We start from the raw sequence: 26,998 nt of genomic DNA, 5'->3' as shown, positions 1-26,998 counted from the left end.
CCGTGCTGACAGCGTGGTACTGCGAGTGGAGAGCGAGTTCACCTGTCGAATGACTTGAGGCGCTCAGCTCCATCCAACATCGATCACAGCACGGATTCGCCACCTCTTCCAGGTACCCCATCCCGGCCATTGAGGATGCGTTTCCCGTTATGAAGTCCGATTTGACCGCGCTCAACAACAATGCCATCCTCCGTGGCCCAAGAACAGGAGAAGCGCTGAAACCCGCGTCGTCGCCTGTCGACGCACTAGCTTTGATTTCCTAGCATCGCAGAGAAACTGCTAAAGACGGAGAGGCTTGTATGCCGGGCTCGCAGCGTTCCGCTCTCGGATCCTTGATGCTGATTGCCGCGGTGGTCGGTTTCAGCGTCGGCGCCTTTGCCTACACTGCCGGATGGCTTTCGCCCGGCCGCCTTTCTTCAACAGAACTTGTCAGCGCCCTGGCGCCTCCAGGCGGACCCGCGCTGGGACATCGGCGGAATCACGCAAAGGGCGTCTGCTTCACTGGCACCTTTGAATCGAATGGGACCGCCGTGGCGCTTTCGAAGGCAACGGTATTCACCGCAGGACACTACCCCGTTCTCGGGCGCTTCAACTTGGCAACTCCTGATCCGAACGCCGCTGATCCGACGGTGCGGGTGCGGGGCGTCGGCGTGCAAATCTCAGCGCCTGACAACAGCGTCTGGCGCATGGCACTAATTGACCCACCCGTCTTCGCGGTCTCGACGCCTCACGGGTTCTACGACCTGCTCGAGGCCTCGAAGAGTAAGGATCCCGAAGCGATGAAAGGCTTCGTGGCAGCACATCCAGAATTTGCTGCGTTTGGCGAGTGGGCAACCACGGCTCCCTGGACGGCCAGCTACGCGGAGGTGACTTTTAACAGTCTCAATGCATTCATATTCACGGATGCTGCGGGTACAAAGAACGCAGTGCGTTGGTCATTGCGCCCAGAAACGCAGGCCGTGCCAATCTCCGGCGCGGATTTCACGAAACTCGGCCCCAATCATCTCGAAGAAGACATTACTGAGCGCGTTGCCAAATCGCCGCAGCGCTGGACACTCGTGCTGACAGTTGCCGACCCCTCAGATCCAACATCGGATCCGACGGGGGCCTGGCCGCCCGAGCGGCGTACTGTCGAAGCTGGAACGCTCGTGGTGCAGAAAATCGAGCCGGAGGTTGATGGTCCCTGCCGGGATATCAATTTTGACCCGACCATTTTGCCTGACGGTATCAAGGTTGGCGATGATCCGTTCCCGGCAGCCCGATCGGCAGCTTATGCCAGATCCTATGATCTGCGGACCAGTGAGGCGAACCACTATCCTCGAACAGCAGTGAGCGCAAAGCCATGACGGACATAAAAACACGCTTCTCCGCCGTTCAGCGTTTGTTGCATTGGCTGATGGCGATCGGAATTCTGGCCATGCTGTTCATCGGCGTCGGAATGGTCTCGACCATCGGACGGCAGTACGTACCGCTGCTGATAACCCACAAGACGCTGGGAATCGCCATTCTCGTTCTTGCCTTGGTTCGTCTTTTGGTGCGCTTCGTATCAGGCGCACCAGCACTGCCCGCAGACCTTCCCGAGCCGATGAGACTCGCTGCGCATCTCTCCCATGTTGGCTTGTACGCGCTGATGATCGGCATGCCCCTGATCGGCTGGGCCATGATGTCCGCAGCCGCCTATCCCATCGTGCTTTTTGGTGGGTTCCGCCTTCCGCCGATCCTACCGCAGAGCGCGAGCCTCCATACAATGCTGTGGAGCGCGCATTTCTATCTCGCCTTCGCGTTCTTTGCCCTCGTGATGGTGCATCTGGCGGCAGCGCTCTTCCATGGTCTAGTTCGACGCGATGGGGTCCTGCAAACGATGCTGTCTGGCAAGTAGGCTCGCTCCGATCGACGAGGTCGCCCTGCAAAAGGACTTCGTTCGTGAGGCCCGAAGGCCATTTTTCCGCCCGGCCTGTCCGTACATAGCCAAGCCCTGCTCAATCCTATCGCCTGGCAGCTCAACGAACGTCCAAGAAAGACCTTGCTTTATCAGACGCCCGCGGAAAAATTTGCAGAATGTGTTGCGGCGATCAATTGAACCCACTACCCAAAGCAGCCGTTCCGAGAACGAAACGCGTCGCCGAGCCCACGATTCGCGAGCGTTGGGAGTGCCCGCATTTATCTTGATGATCGGGTTTGCTGAGCCTCCGCGATCCTCTAGGTTATCGTGCCCTCAAGGCCGGTGTCACGATTTTGCCGACGCCCTCGGACGGCGATCCGAAGCGGTTGCGTCTGTCAGAATTGAATCTCGATCAGCTCGGGAGGCTCCTTGTTGAAATCGGAATATCGAATCCACCGCGGCGTCGCTTTGAACATCTCGGCCCCTCTCTCGATGAACTCCCTTTCGGCCGGAACGCTGTTGAGATGGGCTTCCTGGTATTGTTCGATATCTGCGGCAGGAACCCTTGTGGCCTTACCCTCGTATTGAACCGTGATGTTGTCGTCCCATCCGACAACGAACGCGACGCCGAGACGCTCCGCAAGATTGTTGAACTTCCGGGTGTCTTTGAAAGTGTCGAACACGATCTCAAGATTGTCCCGCACCGAGAAGTCGACCGTAGCCGCCTCCGGCGTTCCATTGCCGTGGCATGTCGCAATGACCGCCAAAGTGTGCTTCCTCAGGAATTCAAGGATCATGCGTTTCGTATGATCTTCGTCCATTGCCTCATCCCTCAGTGAGTATTCACGACTTTTGTGCAGTCTCATTCGACAGCCCGCCGGCTTCACCGGAGTTTGGCCGCCAGCGCCGCGAGCTTGCGAGATATGCGTTCACCGCCCGATCCAGCGATTGATGCGTCCGTTCTAATCTCATGCCTTCCAGGACGATTAACACATTGCTCGCCCTCGTTCGATGGTCGTCAAGACCGTGACCTGGACCTCGAGCGGACTGATGGTGGTTTTGTTCCACTTCGTGCGCGCCTCAGCAGCACAAACTGCATGCAAGCGAGGAAATGGTTGCAGAGGTGCTCTCCCACGTCATCTGCCGGCAGGGTCCTGCGCCGAACATCATGAAGGTCAAGGTTCCAAAAGAACGCAAGATCGCCGACAGGACGTTGCTTCACTTGCACGGCTATGATCGCTCTTGCCGCAAAGCAGACACGTCGCCCTGCCCTTGCGCCCAAAATAATTATGGGCGCAGATGGGGAACGGATGCGAAACGCGGCCCATCTGCGCCCGAAAAAAGCGCTTTGTTTTCAATGTTCGTGGCGCAACAGGGCGGCGGCCGGCAACTGGCGCTTCCTACTGCCGCTCTCCGAACGATATCGGATAGGTGTGGTTGCGAAACGTCAGCATGGGGTCAGCCGGTTCGATACCAGGGTGACTGGTACCCGGGAGGAAAAGCGTTTGCTTGTCGGCGACGGCCTTATCGCGCGGTAAGCCATCGAAGTTGAATGTGCCAAGCCTTACGAGGTTGCGGCTCTCCGGCCATGCAATAGACGGGTCTTCGATCTTGTCGCCATCTTCGGCCACCTGCGCATACCAATCGAATACGACCGGCTTCTTGGAAATCCTCGACACGATTTCCTCTTGGAGATAGTTCGGTCCCATCCTGTTGAGTTCCTCGGGATTCAAGTAATGCTCTCCGGCTTTCGGCACAAAGCGATAGCGCACAAACGCCGACTTTCCGTCACCATTGGTAAATTTGAATGAGTTGATCCCAAAGAAGGTCGCAGTTGCGTAGGATGCGGGGGACGTGAGTGTCTCGACAAAATGCTTAGAGATTGGATGGCTATCGAGGAACTTTTCCAACGGCGTCGGATGTTCCACGCCCGGACCGCTCGCGGCTACCAAACGTAGAAAGTTGGCGAATTCGTCACTCGTCGCGACGACGAATCCGTTGTGTTGATCGGTGGCGAAATCAAACTCAGTCCCGTCCTTGGCCTTGATTTTGATCGCTAGGCCGGTTGGTGCCGCGCCATTCGCCGTATCGGGAATGTCGGGCACGCCGGCAAAAAGGGAGAAACGCGCAACGACGGGGAGTTTTCCTTCGGAGAACACCGAAGCTTTCGTGAGTTTACTCGCGTCCCTGGTCGGCGTGAATGTACCAACGACCATCACGCCCTTGGTGTGCACCGCCCGTTCGTGGTGCGCACCAAATGTCCCGTGGAGTGTGTTTATGAGGTCCTGCGGCGTTTCTTTCTGCCCGTCCGCCCAGGCGGCCGACGTTATCACGGCGGCCCAAAAGACTGATGCCGCCAGGCAACGTTTGATCCGGAAATTGGCGGAAGTGAGGTTCGACATGCGATTGCTCCTTTTCGCTATATTCACCACGCAATTTTGCCCGAGACGCCACAATCCGGATTTTCCGCAACTGTCATTCTTTTCCAAATCGGGCCATCAAATTGAACATTCAGGTGCAGTACGGAATGGCCGGATAGTGCAAGCAGCGGCGCCACCGTCCAATACCTGCGAACCTGAGTGAACTATCCTGCAACGGCAAAAGAAGCTGGGAGGCATCCGTGAAAGAGTTCGCTGCATCACTTGAAACCGCAACGCCCCGCGAAGGCGTCGATCTGGCCGCCAGGCTTGCATGGGAAATGGTGAGGAAGGTCCAGCCTTCGAAGAGCATACGGGACCGGCTGGTGGTGATCTACGAGGACGATGCCGAAACCATTTTAATGGCCTGCCAAATCATTGCGATGAACTTTCAAGCCATCGCTGCGGCGAACAACTATTGGCACGATCGACCCATTGCATAGAGCGGAGAGGAGGCAAACAAAGAGCAAATTGAATCCGTACGAAAGTGCAAAAGAGCGACCGGTAGTGATAGTCAGTGGACACCACGCGGGTCGGTCCCGACTTTTCGGATGAAATCGCCGACGAAGTCGGAAACTTGCTCATAACCAAGGAGCGCGGCCACTTCTCCGGCTTCGTAGCCGCGGACCAACAGGCGCTTCGCACGCTCAATCCTGAGGTCGTCCCTCCAGGCGTGAACGGAGCCGCCGACGGTTTCCTCGAAGGCGGACACAAATTCTAGTGGCGACATGCCGCACTCATCCGAAAGTTCCTCCAGCCTGAGGTCACCGTCCAGATGTTCTGAGAGCTTTTCCTGTGCTCTTGAGACCTCTCCGTCCGACAAGGTCTTGCGCCGCGTCGCTTTTTGTCGAAACGCACATGCGTGATGGCGCACTGCGTGGGCGGTTGCAGCAACTGTCAGATGGTCGACAAACAACTGATTGGCGAGACCAGGGGAACGGAACGCCGGAAGTATGGCACGGACCAGATTATGCATGACGGGGTCCTGCACGCCAACGCCCGGGTTGTGATTGAAAGCGTCGACCGACGGAATTCCTTCCTTATCGGTGATAGCCGTCAATGCTGTCCGGGGCACATAGAAGCTAATGTGGTTAAAAGCGCTTATACTATTGGCCACCGGAGACGAGCGCAGATCGTAAAAGCTCGTTGTCCCCACAGGCAGAAACGCGGTTTTCATTTGCTTGCCATCAAGGAACAGGTCGTGAGCGGGAACGTCGCGCAACTGTACGGTCATGAGGAACGCGTCCTCGACTGCGATCGGCTCGCTCAGGCCCGTGTTTGCCTTATCACAACGGATTTCCGTGATGGCGATCCGGGCGTTCTTCAAGGTTTTGGCGACAAGGGATGGCGCGCGGGCGACTTTGAAAGTCTTTCTCAACCGCTCACCGTAAGCACCGGTCTCTTCCATATCGTTCTCCTAAGCGCGCCTGCGCCACGCGCCGGGCGAGATGCCGACAATGCGGGAAAAGGTGCGGGTGAAATGACTTTGGTCTGCGAAACCGCAGGCGAGTGCAATGTCGGAAATCGGCAATCCGGTATCCCGAAGCAGCTCCTTTGCCCGATCGCAACGCCGCACCACCATCCAGTGATGCGCGGGCATTCCCGTAGATTGCTTGAAGGCGCGCGCGAAATGGCGAGGCGACAGTCCGCAGTGCGATGCAAGTTCCGCGAGGGAAATCTCTCCCGTAAGATTGGCGTCGATGATTTCCTTCGCGCGCCGTTCATTCTTCGCGGAGAGACCTCCAGCGACAGCCCGCGCAATCACGTGCAGACCGCCGTAACGGTGGGCGATATGATTGGCGACGGCAAGCGTCGTGTGATCGAGGAAGAGTTGGCTCGCATATTCGGGATTTGCAAAAGCGGGCATCAGGGTTGTGCTAAGGGCGGCGATGACCGGATCATCAGCGGGCTTGTCGGACCGCATCTCCAGCTCTCCAAATCGCTTGCCATGTTCCTCCGCTATCATATCCATGGCGCTTTTCGGCAGGTAGTACATCATGCAATTCGAAGTTTCGCCGATGAAGGACGTTGGGTCTTCACGCAGATCGTAGAAGGATGTTTGGCCGCCGAAAAAGGGAAGCCTGCCGGTACCCTTGCCGTTGATCCAAAGCTCGTGCTCGATGCAGTCTTCGATCTGATACGCCACCAGATAGGCATCTTCGGRCGGGATCGATGACGTCAGGCTAGGTTTCCGACACTTAATGTGTGTGACTGCCACTTCCGATCGCTTCAGCGTCTTGGTCACGATGGCCGGAGCGTCGTCCAGGTGAAAGTGGTCTCCGAGACTTTGTCCATAAACTCCCTGACTGCGCATCTCAGTTTCCTCGCGGGCAGCTCTCGTAGTTCGATCGGTCGTTATTGGCGCTTTGCCAAGGAAATTCGATAGGCCTTCAGACGCGCGGCGAAGATTTCGTCGGGCGGATAGCCAACTCCGTGGGCCAACGTACCCGGATCGAAAATCGAGACATCGCAGGCATGATCACTATCGATCGCATCGATCGTGATCGTACCGAGGACAACTGTTTCACGTTCATCTTCTCCGGGCCAGCGAGCGGTAACATCCATGGTCGGATCGCCTGGTCGATCGAGCAACGCCAGAATGTCAAACTCTATCCCGCCGTTCCGGATGCGATCCTCAAGGTCATGGTGGAGAAAGTCCACAGCCTTCTCTTTCGCCTCTTCATCGGTCAGAACGATCTCTCCGATCCGTGGCACGATCTTGAATTTAATGAATCTCGTCTTGCCTGCTTCGTTGATAACGGGGAATGAGTGAACTCCCCAGTACGTGGTTCCCGCAAAGCTCGCCGGGAGCGAACGGGCCGCAATGTACTTCGCCTGGTTGAGCGTCTCGGGATTGGCGTCCGAAAAGGATTTGACTTTGGCGGGGTCCGGTTTGCCGTCCGGCCCGGGAATGCGGGCCTTAAGGAAGGCAAGCATCTGGTCGAGAGTGCGAGCGAAATGGACCGGTGCGCTTTCGACAAGGATGTCCGACGTCTCGCCGTCGGTCTCGATGCGAAAGCTGAACCCGCGCAACACCAACCTGTTCGTATCCGGCACATTCGGGTTGCCGCCACCCATCGAGAACCGCGCGAGTACACGGCCTGGTCTCGTGAAATTCACAGAACGTGTAATTTCCGCTACGCGCTCGGAAGGCACGTAGCGGCCGCGTACGCACCGACCCTTTGCGAAACTTGCTCGAACCTTTGGAGGATTGCCCGCAACAGCCTTGAGGGCCGCCACAATCGACGCCGGCGTCGCGGCTCCCTCGGCCGGGACAAATTCGGTGTTTTCGATCACATCAGCCATCGCCTATACCTCCGGCGAACCGCGTTGGTGTTCGTTGAGTTTAGTAGCGGCATCTCGGGTGTCGTGAACTGGGCGGCGATGTTTTGTCTAAAAAGGACAAAATCGTCTGCGCTTCATGATCAATCAACGGCTTCCCGGAGCAGGTTTTCGGCAGCCTTCAGAAGGCCGGGAATCGGTGTGAAGCTCGTGTGGAGCAAATGGATGCGGCCGCCGACTGTCGCTACACCGATCATCTGCTCGCCCTCGATGCCGACAAAAACCGATGGTCCCCAAAGGGCTTCGACACGGACAGCGCCGTACGCGTCAGACAAGGGCGCTTCCCCAAGGTTCGAGAGCATCATTTCGCAAGCACAAGCCTGCAACTCGATGGCGGCGAGCTCCTCGACCGAGGGCGAAGTGTCGAAGATATGCTGAAACGCACCGAAGGACTCGACAATTGCCTCTCGAGTCTTCATCGGCATCAGGTCTTGGCGGATATCCTTGGCCAAATCCCAGAGCCCGGTCGCGATGCCCGGCGCGTATCCGCCGATCGGGAAGACGATGGAGACAACACAGTCGTCTGTGATACCGAGCGTCGGCCTGAGATTGACCGGGGATACGGCGCGGATTGTCGCGTCGCACCATGCTTTTGAAAGCCGCCGACCTGCCAGAATGATGGCCGACAGGAGCGCGCCATGGACGGTCGTCGCATGACGCCGCACAGCCACCCTAAGCTGCGCTGAGAATTCCTGCGACAGTTGCAGGCTCGAAATGACGGGCCAGCCCTTTGACCTATCAAGCATTCGCGCCGGGATCGCCGTTGCGCCCTGGGCTGCCCCGACGGAACTAACGTCCCATTCAGAGGCGATGCTCTCTTGCGCGAGGGCCAGCCCGAGCTGTCCGCGGTGACCGCCACTCATCACCTCTAGCATGTCTCGCAATACAAATGCGATCGACATGCCGTCAGCTACTGCGTGATGCGCAGTGAAGACCAGTGTCGCATAGCGAGGTGAGTGAAACAAAACTGCGCGAACGAGCGGCGCATCGGTTTGTTCGAACGGCTTCATTAGTTCATCCGACACCACTGTCTTCCACGCATGTGGCGGCTCGGACCTGATGACTTCTAGCGGGATCGGGCGACCACTGCCCATGTAAAAACTTGGAACGCCGAACTCATTCCTTGCGATCTTCGAACGCAGGAGTGGGTGCCGCAACCGGGTAGCCTCGAGAGCACTCTTCCAGGATTCAATTGTCGTTTCGCCCGACACCTGCAGCGTCATGCAGAAGTGTTTGGGACTATTTTGGTCGCTAAGCCAGAAGTATTGCTCCACAGCGCCTAAGGGACGAAGTGGAATGCCGGATTGTGGGGCGACTGATGGCTTTACCTGCTGTTCCATGACGAATTCCTTTGTTCGGACGGCCAGCAACGATTGCCGCGATACTCGGGCTCAGGCTGCCGCTTTGGAAAGCGCGCACTGCGACCACAAGGACGAGAGTGCGCCAACGAGGTGTTCGATGTCCGCATCGGTGTGAAGTGGTGTAGGCGTGATCCGGAGACGCTCGGTCCGACGGGGGACAGTCGGATAGTTGATTGGCTGYGCGTAAATGCCGAAATCCCGAACGAGAAGGTCGGATACCCACTTGCATTTGGCCGCGTCGCCAATGACGATCGGGATAATGTGACTGGGATTATCAATGTGAGGAATGGCGGCTCGGTCGAGAAGCGCGCGCAATCGGGCGACCCGATCCTGATGCCGGGCGCGCTCGAATGGACTCTTTTTAAGATGCCTTATCGAGGCTAATGCCCCGGCGGTAAGCGCCGGTGGCAACGCTGTCGTAAAAATGAAGCCAGAGGCGAACGAGCGAATGAAATCACAGAGCGCTGCCGACGCGGCGATGTAACCGCCCATGACCCCGTACGCCTTGGCCAGCGTTCCCTCGATAATCGTCAGACGGTCTGACAAACCCTGACTTTCGGCAATACCGCCGCCGGTGTGCCCGTACATTCCGACGGCATGGACCTCATCAAGGTAGGTCATCGCACCATAGTTCTCGGCGAGGTCGCAGATGTCACGGATGGGAGCAATGTCACCATCCATCGAATAGAGAGATTCAAAGGCAATCAGTTTCGGGGCGTGAGGATCGGCTGCACGGAGCTTGTCGTCCAGATCGCGGATGTCATTGTGCCGCCAGACAATGCGCTCACACCTCGAATGGCGGATGCCTTCAATCATCGAAGCGTGATTAGCTGCGTCCGAGAAGACAATAAGATCGGGTATATGCGTGCCTAGTGTCGTCAGAGTGGCCCAGTTCGACATATAGCCGGAACTGAATGTCAAAGCCGCCTCTTTGCCATGCAAGGCGGCAAGTTCGCTCTCAAGAAGGACATGAAGGTGATTGGTACCGGCGATATTGCGGGTGCCCCCGGCTCCGGCCCCATATGAATCCACGGCCTCCTTCATAGCGGAGACGACAGCAGGGTGCTGCCCCATGCCGAGATAGTCGTTGGAGCACCACACGATCACTTCACGTGATCCGTCCGGCGAATGAATCATAGCTCGGGGGAATGTGCCCTCGGTGCGCTCAAGATCGGCGAAAATCCGATACCTGCCCTCAGACCTAAGGTCTGACAACCGTTCATTGAAAAATGCCTCGTAGTCCATCTTTTTCTCCCGCGTTTCCAACTGAAGACGGGATCATCCTAAGCGATGAACTGGAAGGCCGCTGGAAGCGACGGGTCATCTATTGTTTGATTCGGACAGGAATAAGTTTAAGGGCGGATCGCTGTTCTCTCGGCCCTGACAACGCTCATATGGCGTTATTCCGCCGCCATAACCCTGGGCTCGTTCCGGTTAGCGCCACGAAAACTCGTGTGAAATGGCTCTGGTCAGCAAAGCCGCAAGCCAGGGCCACCTGGGTGAGGTTCAGTTCGTTGGCGGCGAGAAGCCGCTTCGCAGTCTCCACGCGTTGCCGCGTCAGCCACTGGTGCGGCGAAATACCGGTCGATTGTCGAAACGCCCGGGAAAAATGACGGGCCGACACCCCGCATTCGCTGGCGACTGCGGCGAGCGAGATATCCTCACCAAGTCTAGACACGATCATTTCCTTAGCCCGCTTCTCCTGCCAAGGTGCAAGCCCGCCGCGCGCGCCTTCCCGCCTAAGCCTCATGCCGCCATAGCGAGCGGCCACGTGGATTCCGATCGCAAGCATCACATGGTCCATAAAGAGCACGCTCGCTTCTTCGGGGCGCCCAAAGAACGGCAACAATCCGGCTGACATATTCCGCATAACAGGATCGTCGGTGGCCAATGCCGGCTTGTATTGCAGCTCATCGATAGGAGAAGCACCTGCTTCCTCTGAGAGGGCGCTTAGGGCGGCACGGGAGAAATAGTAGTGAACAGTGTGGAAGCCGTGATTCAGGAGAAATGTCGGCTGTCGCTTGAGGTCATAAATGATGGTCTGCCCTTGACCTATTGCCGAGGCCGGAGCGGGACGACCACTCTCCCAGTAAAGATAGGATGGACAGCCGACAAGATAGTGCCCGACCATGAACGCATCTTCCTCCTTTGGAGGAGTGGAGAGTTCAAAGCTCGGACTATCATATCGGAGTTCGGTTGCGGCGATCGTCGATTTTCGAAGCGCTCTGCTGACAAAGGACGTTGCCTGCGCGCCAAGCCTTTTGCCGAAGCCTTCCCCGTAGCCACCGCTATCGCGCATTTAGTCACCACGATCACTTCGAATGGATGCGCATAATATGACAGCCATTCGGCGATGCAATATGTCGAAAAAGAATGTGCCTATCGCAAACGCTCGGACCGCTCACTTTGCCAGGGTGCACGGCCGTCATTGGCCGACCAGTCAATCACGCGTGAGGTTGTGATCCATTTGCGGCATGAAGCCCTGTTTGCAAGGAGTCAACATATCCATCTCAAAACGACTTTTGCTTCCCGTCGTCCTTCCATAATCGGCAATGGTGTCCATGAAGGGCTTCGGATCTAGTATTTCCAGCGAAGCGATCGCCTATAACCTGCTGATGCAGGCTAAGGAGTTTTTCCGGATAGAAGCGGGCCACAGACCGGTGGGAATCTCTCAATCCCGCCGTCCGCCCGCGATCCGATCAAACGTCGAAGAACACGACCGTAGTGGCACAAACCTAGGTCCTAGGCGTCTTGGTCGATCCTGACCAGGTGGCCGGGGCTGACTTCGCGATACTGGCGTGTGGGTGGGACATAGTCGAGCGGACGCACCGGGCTTTTCAGCTCGTCAGCCGCGAGGTTTCGCCGGATACCTCGGCGAGCAGGATCGGGGACCGGCACTGCAGCTATCAGTTTCTTCGTATAGCTGTGCTGCGGATTGCCGAAGACCGCCGGACGCGGCCCGATTTCCACGATCTCGCCAAGATACATGACTGCGACCCGGTGGCTGAGGCGCTCGACGACGGCCATGTCGTGGGAGATGAAGAGATAGGCCAGGTCGAGGCTCTTTTGCAGGTCCATCAGGAGATTGCAGACCTGCGCCTTGATCGAGACATCGAGCGCCGAAACGCTTTCGTCGGCCACGATGACCTTCGGATCAAGTGACAGTGCACGGGCAATGCAGATGCGCTGGCGCTGGCCGCCCGAGAATTCGTGCGGATAGCGGCTCATCATCTCCGCCTTCAGCCCGACCCGTTCCATGAGGTCGGCGGCCTTGTCGCGTGCCTGGGCGCGCGTTCCAAGGCCGTGTTCGCTGAAGGGTTCGGCGATCAAGGTGCCGACGCTCATGCGCGGGTTAAGGCTGGCAAAGGGATCCTGAAAGATCATCTGGATGTTGCGGCGCATGGTGCGCAGGCTGGTGCCGTCGAGTTTCAACACGTCCTTCCCCTCGAAGCGAACGCTGCCGGCCCGCGCATCGAGAAGGCGCATGATCGAGCGGCCGGTCGTGGACTTGCCGCAGCCGGATTCACCGACGAGCGAGAGTGTTTCGCCCTGGTGAAGGTCGAAGGAAACGTTCTCGACCGCGTGTATCGCACCGGTTTTGCGCCCGAGCAGCCCGCCGCGAATGTCGAAGCGGGTGACCAGCCCTTTGACTTCGAGGACCGGCTTCCTGTTATCGTCAACGGTTCGGCAAGCCTCTGCGGCCTCTTTCAGCTGGCCGGTCACCGCGTCCACCACCGGGAATGGAAGCGGGCTTGCACGATCCGTCATCGAACCCAAACGCGGCACCGCTGAAAGCAGGGCGCGGGTGTAGGGATGCTGGCCGCGGTGGAAAACGTCTTCCGTCTTTCCTGTTTCAACGGCCTCGCCACGATACATGACGACGGTGCGATCCGAAATCTCTGCTACCACGCCCATATCGTGGGTGATGAAAAGGACGGACATACCCTCCTCTTCCTGCAGCGTCTTTATGAGATCGAGGATCTGGCCCTGGATGGTGACATCGAGCGCGGTCGTCGGCTCGTCGGCAATCAACAACTTGGGACGCAGGGCGAGCGCCATGGCAATCATCACCCGCTGGCGCATGCCGCCGGAAAACTGGTGGGGATATTCGTCGAAGCGGGAGGCCGCATTCGGGATCCGGACCTTTTCGAGCAGACGGATCGTCTCAGCCCTGGCTTCCGCCGCCGAAAGATTGCCATGGCAGGTCAGTGCCTCGGAAATCTGCCGCCCGATGGTGAAGATCGGATTCAGCGAGGTCATCGGCTCCTGAAAAATCATCGCGACGTCCTTGCCGCGGACACCGCGCATCTCCTTGTCGGAGAGCGAAAGGAGATTCTTGCCATTGAGCAGGATGCGGCCTTCGACGCGACTGCTGCCTTTCGCAAGCAGCCGCATGATCGAGAGCGACGTAACGCTCTTGCCGGAGCCGCTTTCGCCGACGATGGCGACGGTTTCGCCGGGCATCACGTCGAAGGAGACGTCGCGCACGACCGGCCGCCAGGCGCCGTCCACTTTGAACGACGTCGTCAGGCCGGAGACCGACAGGACGGGTGCCAGGCCTGCGGCGGGCTTGACGGCGGCTGCGGTTGTCATGGGCTCACCTTCCATTTGCATCAGGTCGCGGCTTTGAGCGGCGTGGCGAACGAGGCGGACGGTCTTCCGGCCGCCACGCGTTCCGCCTCCAGCCCTGCGATCCGCTCGTCGATTTCGCGCCGGTCGATCATGCCGCTCGGATTGTCCCGGGTCGGCATGGTCTCGGCGACATGCAGGTAGCGCTCCTTGGCGACGGCGTAGAGCCGGTTGAGTTCGCCCAAGGGATCGGCGTGGTCGTCGACGCGCAGATTGAGCCAGGCAAAATCCTGATCGCGGTAGATGAGGAGCGCTGCCGACTGCTTGCCGCGCTTGTCGCCGCCGGCGTCCTCGCCGGCCTGCATGGCTTCGAGCAGCCGTTCGGCCAGGGGCCTGCCCGCCGTCTTCTTGAAGGTGGCGAGCGTTTCGGCGATCACCTGCGGTCCCGCCAGCATGTTGCCGGCGACCGAGACGTTGTCGTCGACCAGATGGCCAGCCCAATCGATGCACTTGGTGCCGGTGAAGGCCGCGTTGCGGCCCTTGGCATCAACGAGGTGCAGCTGGCGCTGGTCCCGCCCCTCGTCGCGCCCGGTCAGAGCCGGAATGATCTCCTCCGGCGACTTGCCGGCGGCGAGCATGGCGAGGCCATCGGTGCCGTAGAGCGGGCTCACGAAGGCCTGTGTCGCGACCGCACCGACGCGGCCGCGAATGTGCGGCACGACGCCGCCGGCGGCGAAGAAGCGGGTGGCGACCGCGATCGCCAGATGGCCGGATTCCGGTTCGCGGGCAACGATGGACCAGGTCATGGCGATTATCTCCCGACCGCGTAGGCCTGCATCAGGCGCGGCGTGGCGGCCGCGCGCAACAGTCCGTCGGCATCGCGCCGCGCCGCTGTCAGGCGCCCGACGGTCCATGGATCGGCAACCGTGAGCTGATGGCCTTTCTGGCGCAACGCCTCGAGCACTGCCGCCGGGAAGTTGGCTTCGGCCGTCAGGTCACCCGGCGCCCGGGTGCGCGGATAGAAGGAGCCCGGGAAATGCGCGGTATGGAAGAGCGGCTGGTCGATCGCTTCCTGCAGGTTCATGCCATGATGGACATAGCGCAGGAAGAAAGCGAGCTGCCACTGGTCCTGCTGGTCGCCGCCTGGCGTACCGAAGGCGAGTGTCGGCCGGCCGTCATGGAGGGCGATGGAAGGCGTTAGCGTCGTGCGTGGACGCTTGCCCGGGGCGAGCGACGACGGCAGACCTGGTTTCAGCCAGAACATCTGAGCGCGCGAATTGAGGCAGAAGCCCAGGCCGGGAACGATCGGGGAGGATTGCAGCCATCCGCCGGAGGGCGTCACCGACACCATGTTGCCTTCGCTGTCGATGACGTCGATATGCACGGTGTCGCCGCGCTTCTCGCTCAGATGCGCCATGGTCGGCTCGTAGACAGCACCCGTCTTGGCGCCTTCAAGCAGCGCCATGGTGGCATCGTACTGTGCCTCGAAGCCGGAAAGACGGCCGGGACGCAGATCGAAGGAGGCTTCGTTCGTGATCAGCTTGCGGCGCTCGGCGGCGTAGGCGTCCGACAGAAGCTCTTCAAGCGGTACGTCGGTGAAATCAGGATCGCCATAGTAGACCTCGCGGTCGGCATAGGCGAGCTTCATCGCCTCAACGACGGTGTGTACGAAATCTGGACCGGCCGGATCCATGGAGGCGAGATCGAAGCCCTTCAGCAGCGACAGCGATTGCAGGAGTACTGGCCCCTGTCCCCACGGACCGGTCTTTGCGACCGTCCAGCCGTGATAGTCATGGGTGACAGGCGCCTCGACGGTCGCCTGCCAGTTCGCCATGTCGTCCGCGCTCAGCACGCCCTTGTGGTGGTTGCCGCTTGCATCCATCACTTCCGCCTCGCGCAGGTAAGTGTCGATCGCCTCGGCGACGAAACCGCGATAGAAGGCGTCGCGCGCGGCTTCGATCTGCGCTTCGCGGCCGGACTTGCTCTCCGATTCCGAGACGATGCGCTTCCAGGTCTTGGCAAGCACGGGGTTCTTGAAGTTGGACCAGGGAGCCGGCGCAGAGCCGCCGGGCAACCAGGTTTCGAACGAGGTCGGCCATTCCTTTTCAAAGAAGTCGGCAAGGCCGGCGATGGTGGCCGAGACACGCGGCAGCACGGGATGGCCGTTCTCAGCATAATGGATCGCCGGTTCGAGAACGTCGCGGACGCTCAAGCGACCGTAGTCGCGCAGCATCAGCATCCAGCCATCGAAGGAGCCCGGAATGACGGTCGCGAGCAGACCGTCGCCGGGGATCATCTTCAGTCCCTCGTTCGTATAGTGCTCGATCGTGGCTCCGGCCGGCGCCGGCGCCTGGGCGCAGATGACCTCGACCTTGTCCTTCTTCTTCGAATAGATGATCGCCGGCAGGTCGCCGCCAGGGCCGACCAGATGCGGCTCGACGATCTGGAGTACGAAACCGGTCGCGACCGCCGCGTCGAAGGCGTTGCCGCCCTTTTCCAGGATGCTCATGCCGACGGCCGAGGCGATCCAGTGCGTCGAGGTGACGACACCGAAGGTGCCGAGAATTTCGGGGCGGGTCGTGAACGTACTCATCTCAATTTCCTTTCGAAGAAATTACGCTTCGCGAGGGTCCAGCGCATCACGCAGGCCGTCCCCGAGAAGATTGAAACCCATGACGACGAGAAAGATCGCCAGTCCCGGCCACAGCGCCATCCAGGGCGCCTGGTTGAGAAAGTTCTTGGCGACGTTGAGCATCGAACCCCAGCTCGGCGCCGGCGGCTGCTGGCCGAGACCGAGGAAGGACAGGCTTGCCTCGGCGATAATAGCAGTGGCGATCGTCAGCGTCGCCTGCACGAGGATAGGCGCAAAGACGTTCGGCAGGACGTAGCGTCTGATGATATTGAAGTGTCGAAGCCCGATGGCGCGCGCGCCTTCCACGAATTCCTCGGTCTTGACGGCGAGCGTCTGGCCGCGCGTCAGCCGCACGAAGATCGGCATGGCCGAGAGCCCGATCGCGATCATCGCATTGGAGAGGCTCGGCCCCAGGAAGGCGGCGAGCGCGATCGCCGTGATCAGGAACGGCATCGCCAGGAACGCCTCGATGATGCGCGAGATCACATGGTCGATCCAACCGCCGAAATAGYCGGCGATCAGGCCGAAGGGCACGCCGACGACAACCGCGATCGCGACCGAAAAGATGCCGGCCAGCAGCGATGCCCGGGCGCCCCAGACCATGCGCGAAAGGATGTCGCGACCGAGTTCGTCGGTGCCGAGAAGATGGGCAAGCGACGGCGCCTTGCGGATCGCCGACCAGCTCGTCGCCGCCGGGTCGGGTATCGGCAGCAGCGGCGCGGAGATCGCGACGAGCGCAAAGAAGAGGACGATGACAAGGCCAGCAAGCGAGCCCTTGTTGGCCTTCATCTTGCGCCAGGCGCGGTTTTGCGAACGCGGCTCGACTGCTGTGGCCGACTGCTCGATGGCGGTCATAGGGCGGTCCTCATGCGCGGGTTGAGCAGGACGTAGAGCACGTCGGCGACGAGATTCATCAGGATGAAGCCGGTTGCGGTACAAAGCACGATGCCCTGCACGACGGCATAGTCGCGGTTGAACACGGCATCGACGATCAACTTGCCGAAACCGGGAATGGTGAAGATCTGCTCGGTCAGAACAGCACCCGCAAGCAGCTCGCCGAAGAGAAGCGCCGTGACGGTGACGATCGGAAGCAGTGCGTTGCGGAAGGAATGCTGCAAGACGACCGCCCCCTCCGACAGACCCTTGGCACGGGCGGTGCGGATATAGTCGGCGCTGAGCACGCTCAGCATCGAGGAGCGCGTATGGCGCATCAGCGTGGCTGCGAGCGCGTTGCCGAGAACGAACGCCGGCATGATCATTGTTTCGATCGAATGCAGCGGATCTTCGAAAAAGGGCGCGTAGCCCGAGGCCGGCAGCCAGCCGAGCTTTACCGAGATGAAGAGGATAAGCATGATGCCGAACCAGAAGTTCGGGATCGACAGGCCGCAGAGCGCGATGAAATTGGCCACAAGATCGAGCGCGGTGTTTTTCTTGACTGCAGCGAGTATGCCCATGGGGATGCCGATCAACAGTGCAAAGACGATCGACATCACGGCGAGCTGGATCGTCACCGGCAGCTTCTCGGCGATCAGCGTCGTCACTTCCTGGTTCGTCCTAAGCGAGATGCCGAGATCGCCCTTCACCGCACCCGCCAGCCAGTAGCCGTACTGGTAGACCACCGGATCGTTCAGCCGGTATTTTTCGCGCAAGAGCTCCAGCACTTGCGGACTGCGGTCCTCGCCGGCCATGGCCAGGACCGGATCACCCGGCAGAAGCTTCTGAAGCGAGAAGACGAAGACGGAGATGATCAGCAGCGTCGGTATGGCAAGCAGCAGCCGCTTTCCGATGTAGGTATACATGAGGAGATCCCGATGCTCGTCAGTCGCGTTGCAGGCGCCGCGCGGGAGACAACCCCCGCGCGGCGGTTCTTTTGTTAGTCGGCTTTCTTCACGCCCACGAGGCGGATCATGCCGTCCGGTGACGGGACAAAGCCGGTGACTTTCTTGTTGTAGCCCCAGATCCAGGCCTGATGTCCGATGTAGACGATCGGGAGGTCCTCAGCGAGGATCTTGCCGGCGGCATCGTACTTCTGCTTGCGCACGGCATCGTCCTGCGACTGGCGGGCTTCGGCAAGCAGTTTGTCCACGTCGGGGTTGCTGTAGTGCATGTCGTTGAGGCCCGCGCCAGTGGTGTAGAACTGGTTGGTGTTGCCGTCAGGGTCGACGCGGCCGGACCAATCCGAGCGGCTGACCTGGTAGTTGCCGGCGGTCTGGTCGTTGAGCAGCGTGGCGAATTCGGTGGCCTTCAAGGTCACGTCGAACCCGGCTTCGGCGACCATCGACTGGATGATCTGCATCATCTGGGCGATGATCGGATCGTTGGCCATGTTGAGCTCGACCGGAACGCGGTCGAAGCCTGCTTCCTTGATCAGGGCCTTGGCTTTTTCCACGTCGCGGGCCGGAACCGGGAGATCTTTGTTGAACCATGGGCTCGACGGCGGGAACGGCTGGTTGCCGGCAACACCCGTCCCGTCATAGACGATCTGCATGGCTGCCTCGCGGTCGATCGCCAGCGAGAAAGCCTGGCGAAGCCGCTTGTCCTTGCCAAGCGGATTGTCGGCGCGGGCGCCGTTGCCGACGTTGAAGTAGATGCCGAGGTTGCCGATATTGACCTTGTCGACCATGTCCAGGTTGGAATCGCCCTTCACGGTCTCGACATCCGTCGGCGCCACGCGCTCGATCAGATCGAGATCACCCGAGCGCAGGTTAGCGAGCCGCACCGCGCTATCCGGGATCGGCCGGTAGGTGATCTTGTCGATGAAGATGTTGTCCTTGTTCCAGTAGTCCTGGAACTTTTCGAGCACGATGCGGTCCTGCTGCACGCGTTCAACGAATTTGAACGGGCCGGAGCAGACGGGATGGTCACCAAACTTGGCGCCGAGTTCCTTGGCGGCCTTCGGCGAGATCATCATGCCGGCGCGGTCGGAAAGCTGTGCGACCAGCGTAACATCCGGAGCCTTCAGCGTGAACTTCACCTCGTAGTCCCCTGTTGCCTCGACCTTGGAGACGGAGGAAAGCTCGCTCTTGCGGCGCGATTCTGGCAGGGTCATCGCGCGGGTGATGTTGTCGACGACGGCCTGGGCATTGAATGGCGTATCATCCTGGAATTTCACGCCTTGGCGCAGCGTCAGCGTCAGTTCCTTGCCGTCGGCGGACCATTTGTAATCCGTTGCCAGCTGCCCGACGATCTTGAGATCGGGCGTGACGTCGAACAGCTTGTCGCAGAGCGCCGTGTAGACGATACGACCGACGAACGAACGCGATTGTGCCGGATCCAAGACGTCAGCGTCATCGGCAAGGCCGATCTTCAGTTCGGCGGCAAAGGTTGGTAGCGCTAACAGGACGCTTGCGCCAAGAGTAGCAAGGAAGTTGGCAGTTTTCATCTCGTTCCCTCTTATGTTTGAACCAGTTTTCCGGGCCGGCTTCCCCGGCCGGCCGATCGTCAGGCGTCGGGAGCAACTCCGTCAGCTTTTCGTTTCTCTTCGCTTCCCTCTTCCGGCAGATCGAAGGAGGTGACGCGGATGAGGCTTTCCTGCAGCATCAGCAAATGCTGGCGCATCGCTTCGGCGGCGCGCAACGGATCCCGCTCGGCGATTGCGTCGATCACGGCGGCGTGCTGCGCATAAGCGCGCTCTTCCGTCTTATGGCTGCGCCGAGCCATTTCGCGGATCGCCTGCCAGGCGTCGTCCTGGCGGACATGGTTGATGACATCGAAGATTTCGAGAAAGAACTGATTGCCGGCGCTTTGGGCGATCAGCCGGTGCAGCGCGCCATCCCACAATTCGCGCGCGTCGGCATCCTCACTCGCGACGATCTTCTTCGTCAATTCACGCATGCGCTCGATGTCGGCTGGCTTGGCACGGACGGCAGCAAGTTGCGCCAGCTGCGGCTCTATTCGCAGCCGCACTTCCATGATTTCCAGAAAATTGGTTCCGGCGACGATAGCGCCGACATGCCGGCTAAGCCCTTCGGCTCGCTGACCCGCGTAAGTCCCGGATCCCTGGCGGCGAGAAATCCTGCCCTCGGCATCAAGGACTTCCAGCGCCCGGCGAATGGCGCGGCGACTGACGCCAAACAGATCGGAGAGAGCACGCTCGGTCGGCAGCTTGCCGTCCGCAGGAAGATCGGAAGAGCTCAGCAGCTCTCGGAGCTTCTCGAGAGCATAAGTTGAATTTTCGGGTAGTCCTTGTACTGCCATTTTGCTTATTGGTTCGAACCAATTTCCAAGTGGTTCAAACTGCCCCGCAATCCGCGGTGGCGTCAATGCCAAAATTCATGAAAGTCGCAATTTTCTTGACTTCGTAAGGCAGTAGTTACGCTCGCAAGCTGGCATTTCACCTGCGGGCAGCGAAGGGCGCCCGACCACGTGCAACTTGAGCCGTCGAGAGCTAACCGTCTACGCGCCATACAGAGGATTTCGGAGCACGCTGCTAAGGTCTCTGACGCACCTTTCGCTCAGGCTGACGGTGTCAAAGTTCCAAGATGGCACGCCGTTCGATGCTGCGGCGGCCATAAAGTCGTTCGAACGCCGCCGCGATGACTCGGGCTGATCCTGAGCTACATGCTAGCCAGTGGTTTCTCAAGAATGCTACTAGCTGGCATCGTACACCTAACGGTGGCGGACCAATGGCGAACAGGCCGTTCTCTATCCGTCTGTCATACCCGAGTGATTTGCGTCCGAAGGTTCATGGCGGCGGCGCGGAGCTCGCGGTGATGGTCGCAGGCAATTGGACCGTCACCGTGTTTGAGTGTCCACTCGGCCATGCCAATGTCACGTCCTTCGTGGAGCGCAAGAGCCGCTGCACCGTTCTCATCAAGAATCCAAGCCGGCATTCGCTCCCTGATCATGGACAAAATCATCAGAGCTCTTTCTCCATTGCCGGCATTTGCGCGTCAAAGCTTCATGTTTGATCGCGGTACCGAGTTTGCCGGATTCAGGGCTTTGGACGAAGGGGATCCGCGCGTAGCTGGTTCTGCGACCCCAGTGTAGAGTGGCAAAAGGGAGCCCTGGAAAACGCCAGCAAGCGCCTACGCCGCTTCATGCCAGGAGCTACAGATCTGGCCGCCGTGTCACAACGCGACCTGATCCAACTCGCCCGTCAATGACCAACCCCGTAAATGCCTTGGCTACAACACTCCAGCCGAGGTGTTCATGGCGCATTGCAGGATGACGCGTGATCCCCTACCCTGCAAGACGGGTGTGATGCACTTGGGGCTTCTCCAAACGGCGCGCAAATGTCACGGCAGCACCTGGAGCTAGTCCGACATGACCTCCTCAATTTTTCTCTTCAGAAACCGAATTCAGGAACTGCTCGAGTTCAGCAATGCTTCGCATCACATCCCCGAATTTCGGGATTTCGCCGAAGATCATGGCTGACATACGCTCGTAGTCGCGTGCGAGCTTTTCCAGCATCTCAGAATTTGGGTTTAGCCGGTAGCTTCCCGGCACTGCGCGATCATAGCGATGATCTGGCGCCCGAAACATCAGTTCCTTGTGCACTCGGCAGGCCTCGGCCAACTCACTCATGCGGGCCGTTTTCTTTCCATAAGCGCCGTTCGTCCAGATTTGATGGACATCATAGTAGTGCCGCGAGTACCGGTTGAGATCAGGTACCGGCTTTTCGGGGTTCTGCTCGTCGGCTCGCTTCTGCGTCATTTCGGTCATCGCATGGAGAATAAGCACCTTCTCCCAGAAGGTTCTTTCCGGCTTCACGGTCGTTACCCCATTGACCGCCAAGTCGTCCGCGGAGGTCAGTTCGGACGCGATGTAGGGGATGATCGTGCGAGCTTCGACGGGAACAGGATCAGGGCGGGCGCCGCCCTCTATCCGGACGGCCGGCCTAACATAATCGGCATCGGTCCCAAGCACGCTCTTATAGGTGACGACAAGAATGTCGAGCGCGTCACGTTTCCGATAGGCATCGTAGCCGTACTCGACGGTGAAATGGCCTTGTTCGCCAACTATCGCCTCGATCTCTGCAATCTTGCGGAGAAGCTGGTCGCGTAAAGGGCCGGAGATGTAGGTGCGCGCCGCATCGTCGACCTTCTCTGCGAGCATTTTCTGTTGCTTGGTCACCGAGCCCTGTGCGGCAATCTCGTCTTCAAGGGGTGCTTCAATGTCGGCTTTATAGACGCCAAAGTCGATATCTTAGGAGAACCTTTTGATGACGTCATAGGCCTTGCTCAGGCTGGTGCCGCCTTTGAAGTAGAGATTGACCGGATCGCCATCTCGCTGATTGAACAGAAAGTCCAGGATCCAACAGACATAGAGATCCTTTTCGACATTCTCAGCGCGCGTCTGGAGGCCAGCTGCGGCTGCCGCATACAGCGCACGGCGTTCGTCGGGGTTCGGTCGAAGAACCTCAATGAACGTGGTCTGCATCGGCGGTCCCCTCTGGCGTCGTTTCTTGGCCGTGTGGTGCTAAGCCGTCGGCTATTTCTTGCGCAGCCGAATACATCCAGGCTGGCAGAGCCGAGAGGTTGGATCGGAGATCATCCGAAATCGCTTCTCGGTCCGGGCTCTTCCTCAGTTTCTGGACGATCCCGCTTATGGCCGGTTCCAAATTGCTGCGATCATCGCGCACCCAAGCTAACGCCTGGACTATGCGCATGGCCGGCCGGCCGGCCCAGAATGCGGCTTTAGCCGAGACTCGCTTGAAATCGAGCGTGTAGATGACCGGGGCGCYTACCTTGGGATCCCCGGTGGTTGCATCGATTTCGATCGTCCGCGGATATGTGTCCGCGTAGATTGTCGATCGCGCGGGAGCAGCCGTTGTGAGCCCGAGATCATTAGCCGCGGTCATTCCGTCCACGAGTATCCGAAGCTTGTCCCGGCGGGCGATTGCATCAACGAATGATGCGCGCGGCGGGAACACCAGCTTTCCAGTGAGCTTGCTGATAGAGGGTTTGTCGTAGAGCCCGCGGTAAGGTCGACGAATATCGCCACGGTTTGTCAGGCGCTGCAGCGCTTTCTCAACGGCGTTCGGGCTGGCGATATCAAGGAAGTCACCGCGGGACCACACACCCGAAGGAGCGCCAGCGCTGATCCGGGAGTGAATTTGCTCAAGGGTATCTGACGTCGGGTCGGGCATTGGTTCTCCAATGTCCAAAGATTATATACAAATACTGGTCAGCGACAAGCTGTCCAAAGTTTGCGTACAAATTCTGGTCAGCAAGGTCGTCCTTCGCTGACCGGGTATCGCGGTTGCCGCGGTCGTGATGATCGGCGGCACGGAAATCCTGCAGCCTGGCGCTCCTTCAGGCGCGGGAACATCGCGAAGACCTTCTCAAGGTCCTCTTTAAAGTATTTGAGGTTTCCCCCGCTAGAGTGATTACCGCGTCTCCTGCAATCCGAATAGAAATACCGTCTTCCCCCGGCATACGGCCGGGTAGGGTCTCTCAATCCTGGCAAGCTTACGACGCATATCGCGTCGCCAGCGACCTCCTGGACCGCGGCCGTCGACCGGATGCGTTCGTGGTCGGGGATGATTATTATGCGCTCGGCCTCTACCGAGCTCTACGCGAGCGTCGCATCCGCATCCCGGATGATGTGTTGGTTATGCGGTGGGGAAACCACCCCTTCGCACGTTTTATGGAGCCACCGCTTTCTACATTGCTTCTGCCTTTCCAGGAGGTTGCACGTCGCGCAACGCGTCGGCTCCTCGACCGGATCGAAAGGAAGCGCCGACGATCGGGTGGTGGAACGATTTGCGCCTGAACTTGTTGCTCGGGCTTCAACCACGCGCTGATCCTCAGCCTCGTTAGCAAATCTCGGCATTGGCCTGATGAAGTCAATGCGCAGATCGTGTCGGAGAGCCTCGGCCCGTTGCGGGGAACCGCCTTTCGACTTGGCGAACGATAGCGCGGCAGAGAAAGCTTGTTCTGCCTGCACCTGAGGACCTCGTCCGCTCCACGCTGGCCGATTGGGTCGGGCTGCTTTCCAAGAGGTCGACTGCGGGTGTCGGCTATGACTGCCACCTTTTTAGCTGGAGGCTTCGCAGGTCTTGAACGGAGACGAACCGCCGACCCTGTTGCTGCCTAGGCCATTTGACTGCCTCAGGCGCACCGTTGGAAACGCTCCCAAGACGAGAACTGAAACAGTCCTGGCGGGTAAAAGACCTGCGCCACCGGAACGCAAATAGCTCCAACAAATGCCATGTTTCACGGCGGTGACGCGGTTCTCGACGGTGACGCGTCTGTGCCAGAACACACCGCGGAGTTTGGTGACAGCCGACCTATGCCTTGTAGCGTTCAATCGTCGCTGCAAAGACTAGCGCGACCGTCTCCATCAATGCATCAACATTTGGCGGTCGACGCCCTGGATCGAAGGCGACACCGACCACGATTGTCTGGTCCACGGTCGCTGGGACAGGCCAGAAGTCAAAGCGGGAGTTATCGAAGGGGTAGACATCCGCCGCGACCAACGTGTTCGACCCCGATGCCGCTCTCGCCGCATCTATCTCCATATCAGTCAGGCTTGCATCACACTTACGACCTCCATTTCATAGTCGGGACCGATGTAAATGATGGCGACCGGTCTCTGGAGCGCTCTTGGCCTGCTCCCCGGAAGTCGCCGCAATCATCAGTCTCGTATATGTTGCCTTCCAACGTACGTCGCACGGACGGACGCATGCAATATGACTTGACCTTGTACGTCGATGAGGCGTACAACGCGATCTAGTTTCTAAGGCAGGAGGCGACTATGGTTGCTTTCAAAGACATCACTGTCGATATCGACGAGCCGAGCAACGCGCGGATGAATTTCCGTACGAAGCCTCGTATCAAGGATGCCATTCACCGGGCGGCTGCGCTTTCTGGCATGGACGATTCCGCCTTTACGATCAATGCAGCCTACAAGTCTGCAATCGAAACGATCGCGGCCCACGAAGCGACCGGTCTTAAGGCTGTCGATCACACGGCATTTTTCGAGGCTCTCGATAATCCGCCTGCGCCGACGAACAGCCTGAAGGAAGCTTTCAGGCGTCATCGCGAGACCGTCGTTTCCAAGTAATGGCAGAAGACGTAAAGCCGAAACTCCTCATCGAGCCGCTCGATCCTTCCAAACACGATCGGGCGGCTTTTTCGTGTGGCGTTAGCCAAGTCGATAACTTTATCAAGAAGACGGCCAACAAGCTCACGAAGGCAGATAATCTTCGTGTTTGGGTGCTGACGGCGGAGGACGAGAAGTCGATCATCGGGTTCTACGCGATCAACGCTCATTCGATCTATTACGACGAACTGCCGGAAAATTTCGCCCGCAATCGTCCGGGGCACGGCGCGATACCTGCCGCGTACATCTCCATGGTCGGTCGCGACGAACGATTCAGAGGCGGTGGATACGGCGGCATTCTTCTTGCCGATTGCCTCCAACGGATTGTCCGGATTGCGGAGCAGATCGGCACGGCCGTCATCGTCCTGGATGTACTCGATTGCGGAGACCCCGGAAAAACGCAGCAGCGCAAGGACCTCTACATCGGATACGGGTTTCAGCCTTTTCCCTCTATGCCGATGCGGATGTTCCTGCCTATTGCAACGATCAAAGATCTCGTCGGTTGAGCCCGCTTGCCATCCGAGTTTGAATCTCAGTTGCGGTATAGGACAGCTTGAGAGAATTGCCTGGTTGTCAGAGATTGGCCATCACCCACCGTATTCCAGTTCCCGCCTAAGTTTGTCTGGTAGGACGAAGGTCTTGAACGGAATCGAACCGAAGGGGTCTCGGCCGGATCGACGGTTTCGTTTCAGGATAGGTCAACCGACCGGGCATGTTCCGTGCGCTGCGGGAGCGGTAAGTCAACATCATCCGCTCCGGGCGCGGCCAGCATGTCACCGAGCGTCCGCATTTTACCGATAAGCCGCTTGTACTCATCGAACGACAGGAGGACATGCGCAGGCCGGCCCCTGTCGGTGATGATCACCGGTCCATCCCTGGTGGCGCGCTTTGCGCGGCCGAGGTCCTGATTGAGTTCTCGGCCTGAAAGCATGGTAACGGTCATGACGAGCCTCAACCTTACGCAACCACTTCTAGCTCGCGTAAACTGGAATTGTAAGGGGGCAGGCCCCTCGGGCTAAGCTAAAACTGCCTAGCCAAGCTCGGCAATCTGCCGGAGCAGCGGAAAAGTCGGCACCAGCGCAGGCACACTCTCGAGCGCTCACCGCCCTGCCCGAGCCAGCGACCGTGCGATGTCGACGATATCGTCTCGGCCAGCGGTTGGATCCTCTTTGCTCCAGGCAATGCCAAGCCCGATCCTAAAGTCGATCCCGCTTACCTTCTTCAGTTCAAAGCCGCGATTGGGAAGATCAAGCGTCCATTCCGGGGCAAAGCCGATGCCAAGCCCGGCAGAGACCAGTGACACCAGCGCATAGGTGTCATCGCAGCTGAAGGCAATGTTGGCGGTGAGGTCGTATTCCGCGAACTTCTCATTGAAGTAGCGTTCCGAAAACGACAGGTTCTGCCGGTTGAAGGCGATGATCTTCTGAGTGCGCAGATCGTCGATGCTGATCTCCTCTTTGGCTGCCAGCGGATTGGCATGGCCAACTGCCAGGTAGTAGCGCTCATGCGCAAGCGAGACGAAGCGCAAGGAGCCGATGTTTTCCACCGGCCGGATGAAGCCTAAATTGAGCTGGCCGGTCTCCAGGCCGCGGATGATCTCGCCGGTATTGCCCGACGCGATATGGATGCGGACATCGGGATACTTGCGGGCGATCTTGGCAAGGAAGGTTGGCAGCATGCCCATGGTGGCCGGATAGATGCTGCCGATCCTGATCTGGCGGATGCGACTGCCGCCGGCTGCCCGGGT

The 26,998-nt window shown here is 59.2% G+C and carries 24 protein-coding genes and 3 pseudogenes; 8 read left to right on the top strand and 19 right to left on the bottom strand.

The window, feature by feature from the left end; all coding sequences use genetic code 11:
* Nucleotides 1-299: 299 nt before the first annotated feature.
* The 3 genes and pseudogenes from AC1DE4_RS26135 to AC1DE4_RS26125 form a co-directional block, all read left to right on the top strand.
* Complete coding sequence (locus AC1DE4_RS26135) at nt 300-1,346, top strand: catalase family peroxidase (protein WP_169681558.1); 1,047 nt, start codon at nt 300-302, stop codon at nt 1,344-1,346.
* On the top strand, nt 1,343-1,879 hold the full coding sequence (locus AC1DE4_RS26130; RefSeq protein WP_112658375.1) for a cytochrome b: 537 nt from the start codon (nt 1,343-1,345) through the stop codon (nt 1,877-1,879). The genes AC1DE4_RS26135 and AC1DE4_RS26130 overlap by 4 nt, the downstream gene beginning before the upstream one ends.
* 63 nt (nt 1,880-1,942) lie before the next feature.
* Nucleotides 1,943-2,080, top strand: a pseudogene (locus tag AC1DE4_RS26125) (IS30 family transposase); the annotation flags it as partial.
* A 197-nt stretch (nt 2,081-2,277) separates the two neighbouring features.
* On the opposite strand, the gene AC1DE4_RS26120 reads toward AC1DE4_RS26125, so the two are convergent.
* Nucleotides 2,278-2,703, bottom strand: a complete 426-nt coding sequence (locus AC1DE4_RS26120; RefSeq protein ID WP_169681560.1) for a pyridoxamine 5'-phosphate oxidase family protein — start codon at nt 2,701-2,703, stop codon at nt 2,278-2,280.
* Nucleotides 2,704-3,282: 579 nt separating this feature from the next.
* The gene (locus AC1DE4_RS26115; protein ID WP_169681562.1) at nt 3,283-4,284 is read right to left on the bottom strand and encodes a catalase family peroxidase; all 1,002 of its coding nucleotides are present in this window, start codon (nt 4,282-4,284) and stop codon (nt 3,283-3,285) included.
* A 218-nt stretch (nt 4,285-4,502) separates the two neighbouring features.
* On the opposite strand from AC1DE4_RS26115, the gene AC1DE4_RS26110 reads away from it, so the two are divergent.
* Nucleotides 4,503-4,742 carry a hexameric tyrosine-coordinated heme protein gene (locus tag AC1DE4_RS26110; RefSeq protein ID WP_018858175.1) on the top strand — a complete coding sequence of 80 codons (240 nt, stop codon included), beginning with the start codon at nt 4,503-4,505 and terminating at the stop codon, nt 4,740-4,742.
* A gap of 71 nt (nt 4,743-4,813) precedes the next feature.
* Here the strand turns inward: AC1DE4_RS26110 and AC1DE4_RS26105 are convergent, their stop codons facing one another.
* The 13 genes from AC1DE4_RS26105 to AC1DE4_RS26045 all read right to left on the bottom strand — a co-directional run bounded on the left by AC1DE4_RS26105 (nt 4,814) and on the right by AC1DE4_RS26045 (nt 20,400).
* A complete protein-coding gene (locus tag AC1DE4_RS26105; RefSeq protein WP_112658381.1) occupies nt 4,814-5,707 on the bottom strand; it encodes a helix-turn-helix domain-containing protein in 894 nt (297 codons plus the stop codon).
* A gap of 9 nt (nt 5,708-5,716) precedes the next feature.
* A complete protein-coding gene (locus AC1DE4_RS26100; RefSeq protein ID WP_477883741.1) occupies nt 5,717-6,613 on the bottom strand; it encodes a helix-turn-helix domain-containing protein in 897 nt (298 codons plus the stop codon).
* A 41-nt stretch (nt 6,614-6,654) separates the two neighbouring features.
* Nucleotides 6,655-7,605 (bottom strand): catalase family peroxidase, encoded by a 951-nt coding sequence (locus tag AC1DE4_RS26095; RefSeq protein ID WP_169681566.1) that lies wholly within the window; start codon nt 7,603-7,605, stop codon nt 6,655-6,657.
* A gap of 119 nt (nt 7,606-7,724) precedes the next feature.
* Nucleotides 7,725-8,981, bottom strand: a complete 1,257-nt coding sequence (locus AC1DE4_RS26090) for a condensation domain-containing protein (protein WP_169681568.1) — start codon at nt 8,979-8,981, stop codon at nt 7,725-7,727.
* Nucleotides 8,982-9,032: 51 nt separating this feature from the next.
* Complete coding sequence (gene hemA / locus AC1DE4_RS26085; protein ID WP_169681570.1) at nt 9,033-10,247, bottom strand: 5-aminolevulinate synthase; 1,215 nt, start codon at nt 10,245-10,247, stop codon at nt 9,033-9,035.
* A 145-nt stretch (nt 10,248-10,392) separates the two neighbouring features.
* Nucleotides 10,393-11,301: an AraC family transcriptional regulator gene (locus AC1DE4_RS26080; RefSeq protein WP_169681572.1), complete on the bottom strand. Its 909-nt coding sequence runs from the start codon at nt 11,299-11,301 to the stop codon at nt 10,393-10,395.
* Nucleotides 11,302-11,744: 443 nt separating this feature from the next.
* The gene (locus AC1DE4_RS26075; protein WP_169681574.1) at nt 11,745-13,595 is read right to left on the bottom strand and encodes an ABC transporter ATP-binding protein; all 1,851 of its coding nucleotides are present in this window, start codon (nt 13,593-13,595) and stop codon (nt 11,745-11,747) included.
* A 20-nt stretch (nt 13,596-13,615) separates the two neighbouring features.
* Nucleotides 13,616-14,377 carry a DUF1028 domain-containing protein gene (locus tag AC1DE4_RS26070; RefSeq protein ID WP_169681577.1) on the bottom strand — a complete coding sequence of 254 codons (762 nt, stop codon included), beginning with the start codon at nt 14,375-14,377 and terminating at the stop codon, nt 13,616-13,618.
* 5 nt (nt 14,378-14,382) lie between these two features.
* Complete coding sequence (locus tag AC1DE4_RS26065; protein WP_169681579.1) at nt 14,383-16,164, bottom strand: gamma-glutamyltransferase family protein; 1,782 nt, start codon at nt 16,162-16,164, stop codon at nt 14,383-14,385.
* Between the two features lie 21 nt (nt 16,165-16,185).
* Complete coding sequence (locus AC1DE4_RS26060) at nt 16,186-17,058, bottom strand: ABC transporter permease (protein WP_477883736.1); 873 nt, start codon at nt 17,056-17,058, stop codon at nt 16,186-16,188.
* A complete protein-coding gene (locus AC1DE4_RS26055) occupies nt 17,055-18,002 on the bottom strand; it encodes an ABC transporter permease (RefSeq protein ID WP_018858186.1) in 948 nt (315 codons plus the stop codon). Before AC1DE4_RS26055 ends, AC1DE4_RS26060 begins: the two co-directional genes overlap by 4 nt.
* 74 nt (nt 18,003-18,076) lie before the next feature.
* A complete protein-coding gene (locus AC1DE4_RS26050; RefSeq protein ID WP_169681583.1) occupies nt 18,077-19,585 on the bottom strand; it encodes an ABC transporter substrate-binding protein in 1,509 nt (502 codons plus the stop codon).
* Between the two features lie 59 nt (nt 19,586-19,644).
* Entirely contained in the window at nt 19,645-20,400 is a 756-nt protein-coding gene (locus AC1DE4_RS26045; RefSeq protein WP_025661554.1) for a FadR/GntR family transcriptional regulator, read from the bottom strand.
* A gap of 545 nt (nt 20,401-20,945) precedes the next feature.
* On the opposite strand from AC1DE4_RS26045, the pseudogene AC1DE4_RS26040 reads away from it, so the two are divergent.
* Nucleotides 20,946-21,378 (top strand): annotated as a pseudogene (locus AC1DE4_RS26040) (IS30 family transposase); the annotation flags it as partial.
* Nucleotides 21,379-21,477: 99 nt separating this feature from the next.
* On the opposite strand, the pseudogene AC1DE4_RS26035 reads toward AC1DE4_RS26040, so the two are convergent.
* A pseudogene (locus AC1DE4_RS26035) lies at nt 21,478-22,584 on the bottom strand (nucleotidyl transferase AbiEii/AbiGii toxin family protein).
* The gene (locus AC1DE4_RS26030; RefSeq protein ID WP_477883733.1) at nt 22,565-23,293 is read right to left on the bottom strand and encodes a DUF6088 family protein; all 729 of its coding nucleotides are present in this window, start codon (nt 23,291-23,293) and stop codon (nt 22,565-22,567) included. Before AC1DE4_RS26030 ends, AC1DE4_RS26035 begins: the two are co-directional and overlap by 20 nt.
* 236 nt (nt 23,294-23,529) lie before the next feature.
* Between AC1DE4_RS26030 and AC1DE4_RS26025 the strand changes: the two genes are divergently transcribed.
* The 3 genes from AC1DE4_RS26025 (at nt 23,530) to AC1DE4_RS26015 (ending at nt 25,757) form a co-directional block, all read left to right on the top strand.
* Complete coding sequence (locus tag AC1DE4_RS26025) at nt 23,530-23,919, top strand: substrate-binding domain-containing protein (RefSeq protein WP_169681587.1); 390 nt, start codon at nt 23,530-23,532, stop codon at nt 23,917-23,919.
* Between the two features lie 984 nt (nt 23,920-24,903).
* On the top strand, nt 24,904-25,212 hold the full coding sequence (locus AC1DE4_RS26020; RefSeq protein ID WP_169681589.1) for a type II toxin-antitoxin system TacA family antitoxin: 309 nt from the start codon (nt 24,904-24,906) through the stop codon (nt 25,210-25,212).
* A complete protein-coding gene (locus tag AC1DE4_RS26015; RefSeq protein ID WP_169681591.1) occupies nt 25,212-25,757 on the top strand; it encodes a GNAT family N-acetyltransferase in 546 nt (181 codons plus the stop codon). Before AC1DE4_RS26020 ends, AC1DE4_RS26015 begins: the two co-directional genes overlap by 1 nt.
* A 182-nt stretch (nt 25,758-25,939) precedes the next feature.
* On the opposite strand, the gene AC1DE4_RS26010 is transcribed toward AC1DE4_RS26015, so the two are convergent.
* The gene (locus AC1DE4_RS26010; protein WP_062369244.1) at nt 25,940-26,194 is read right to left on the bottom strand and encodes a type II toxin-antitoxin system Phd/YefM family antitoxin; all 255 of its coding nucleotides are present in this window, start codon (nt 26,192-26,194) and stop codon (nt 25,940-25,942) included.
* Between the two features lie 156 nt (nt 26,195-26,350).
* A partial coding sequence (locus AC1DE4_RS26005) for a LysR family substrate-binding domain-containing protein (RefSeq protein WP_477883729.1) occupies nt 26,351-26,998 on the bottom strand: 648 nt, incomplete at its 5' end.

Source organism: Rhizobium sp. 10N414, assembly GCF_056394785.1.
This window is presented reverse-complemented; position numbering and strand designations above follow the sequence as displayed.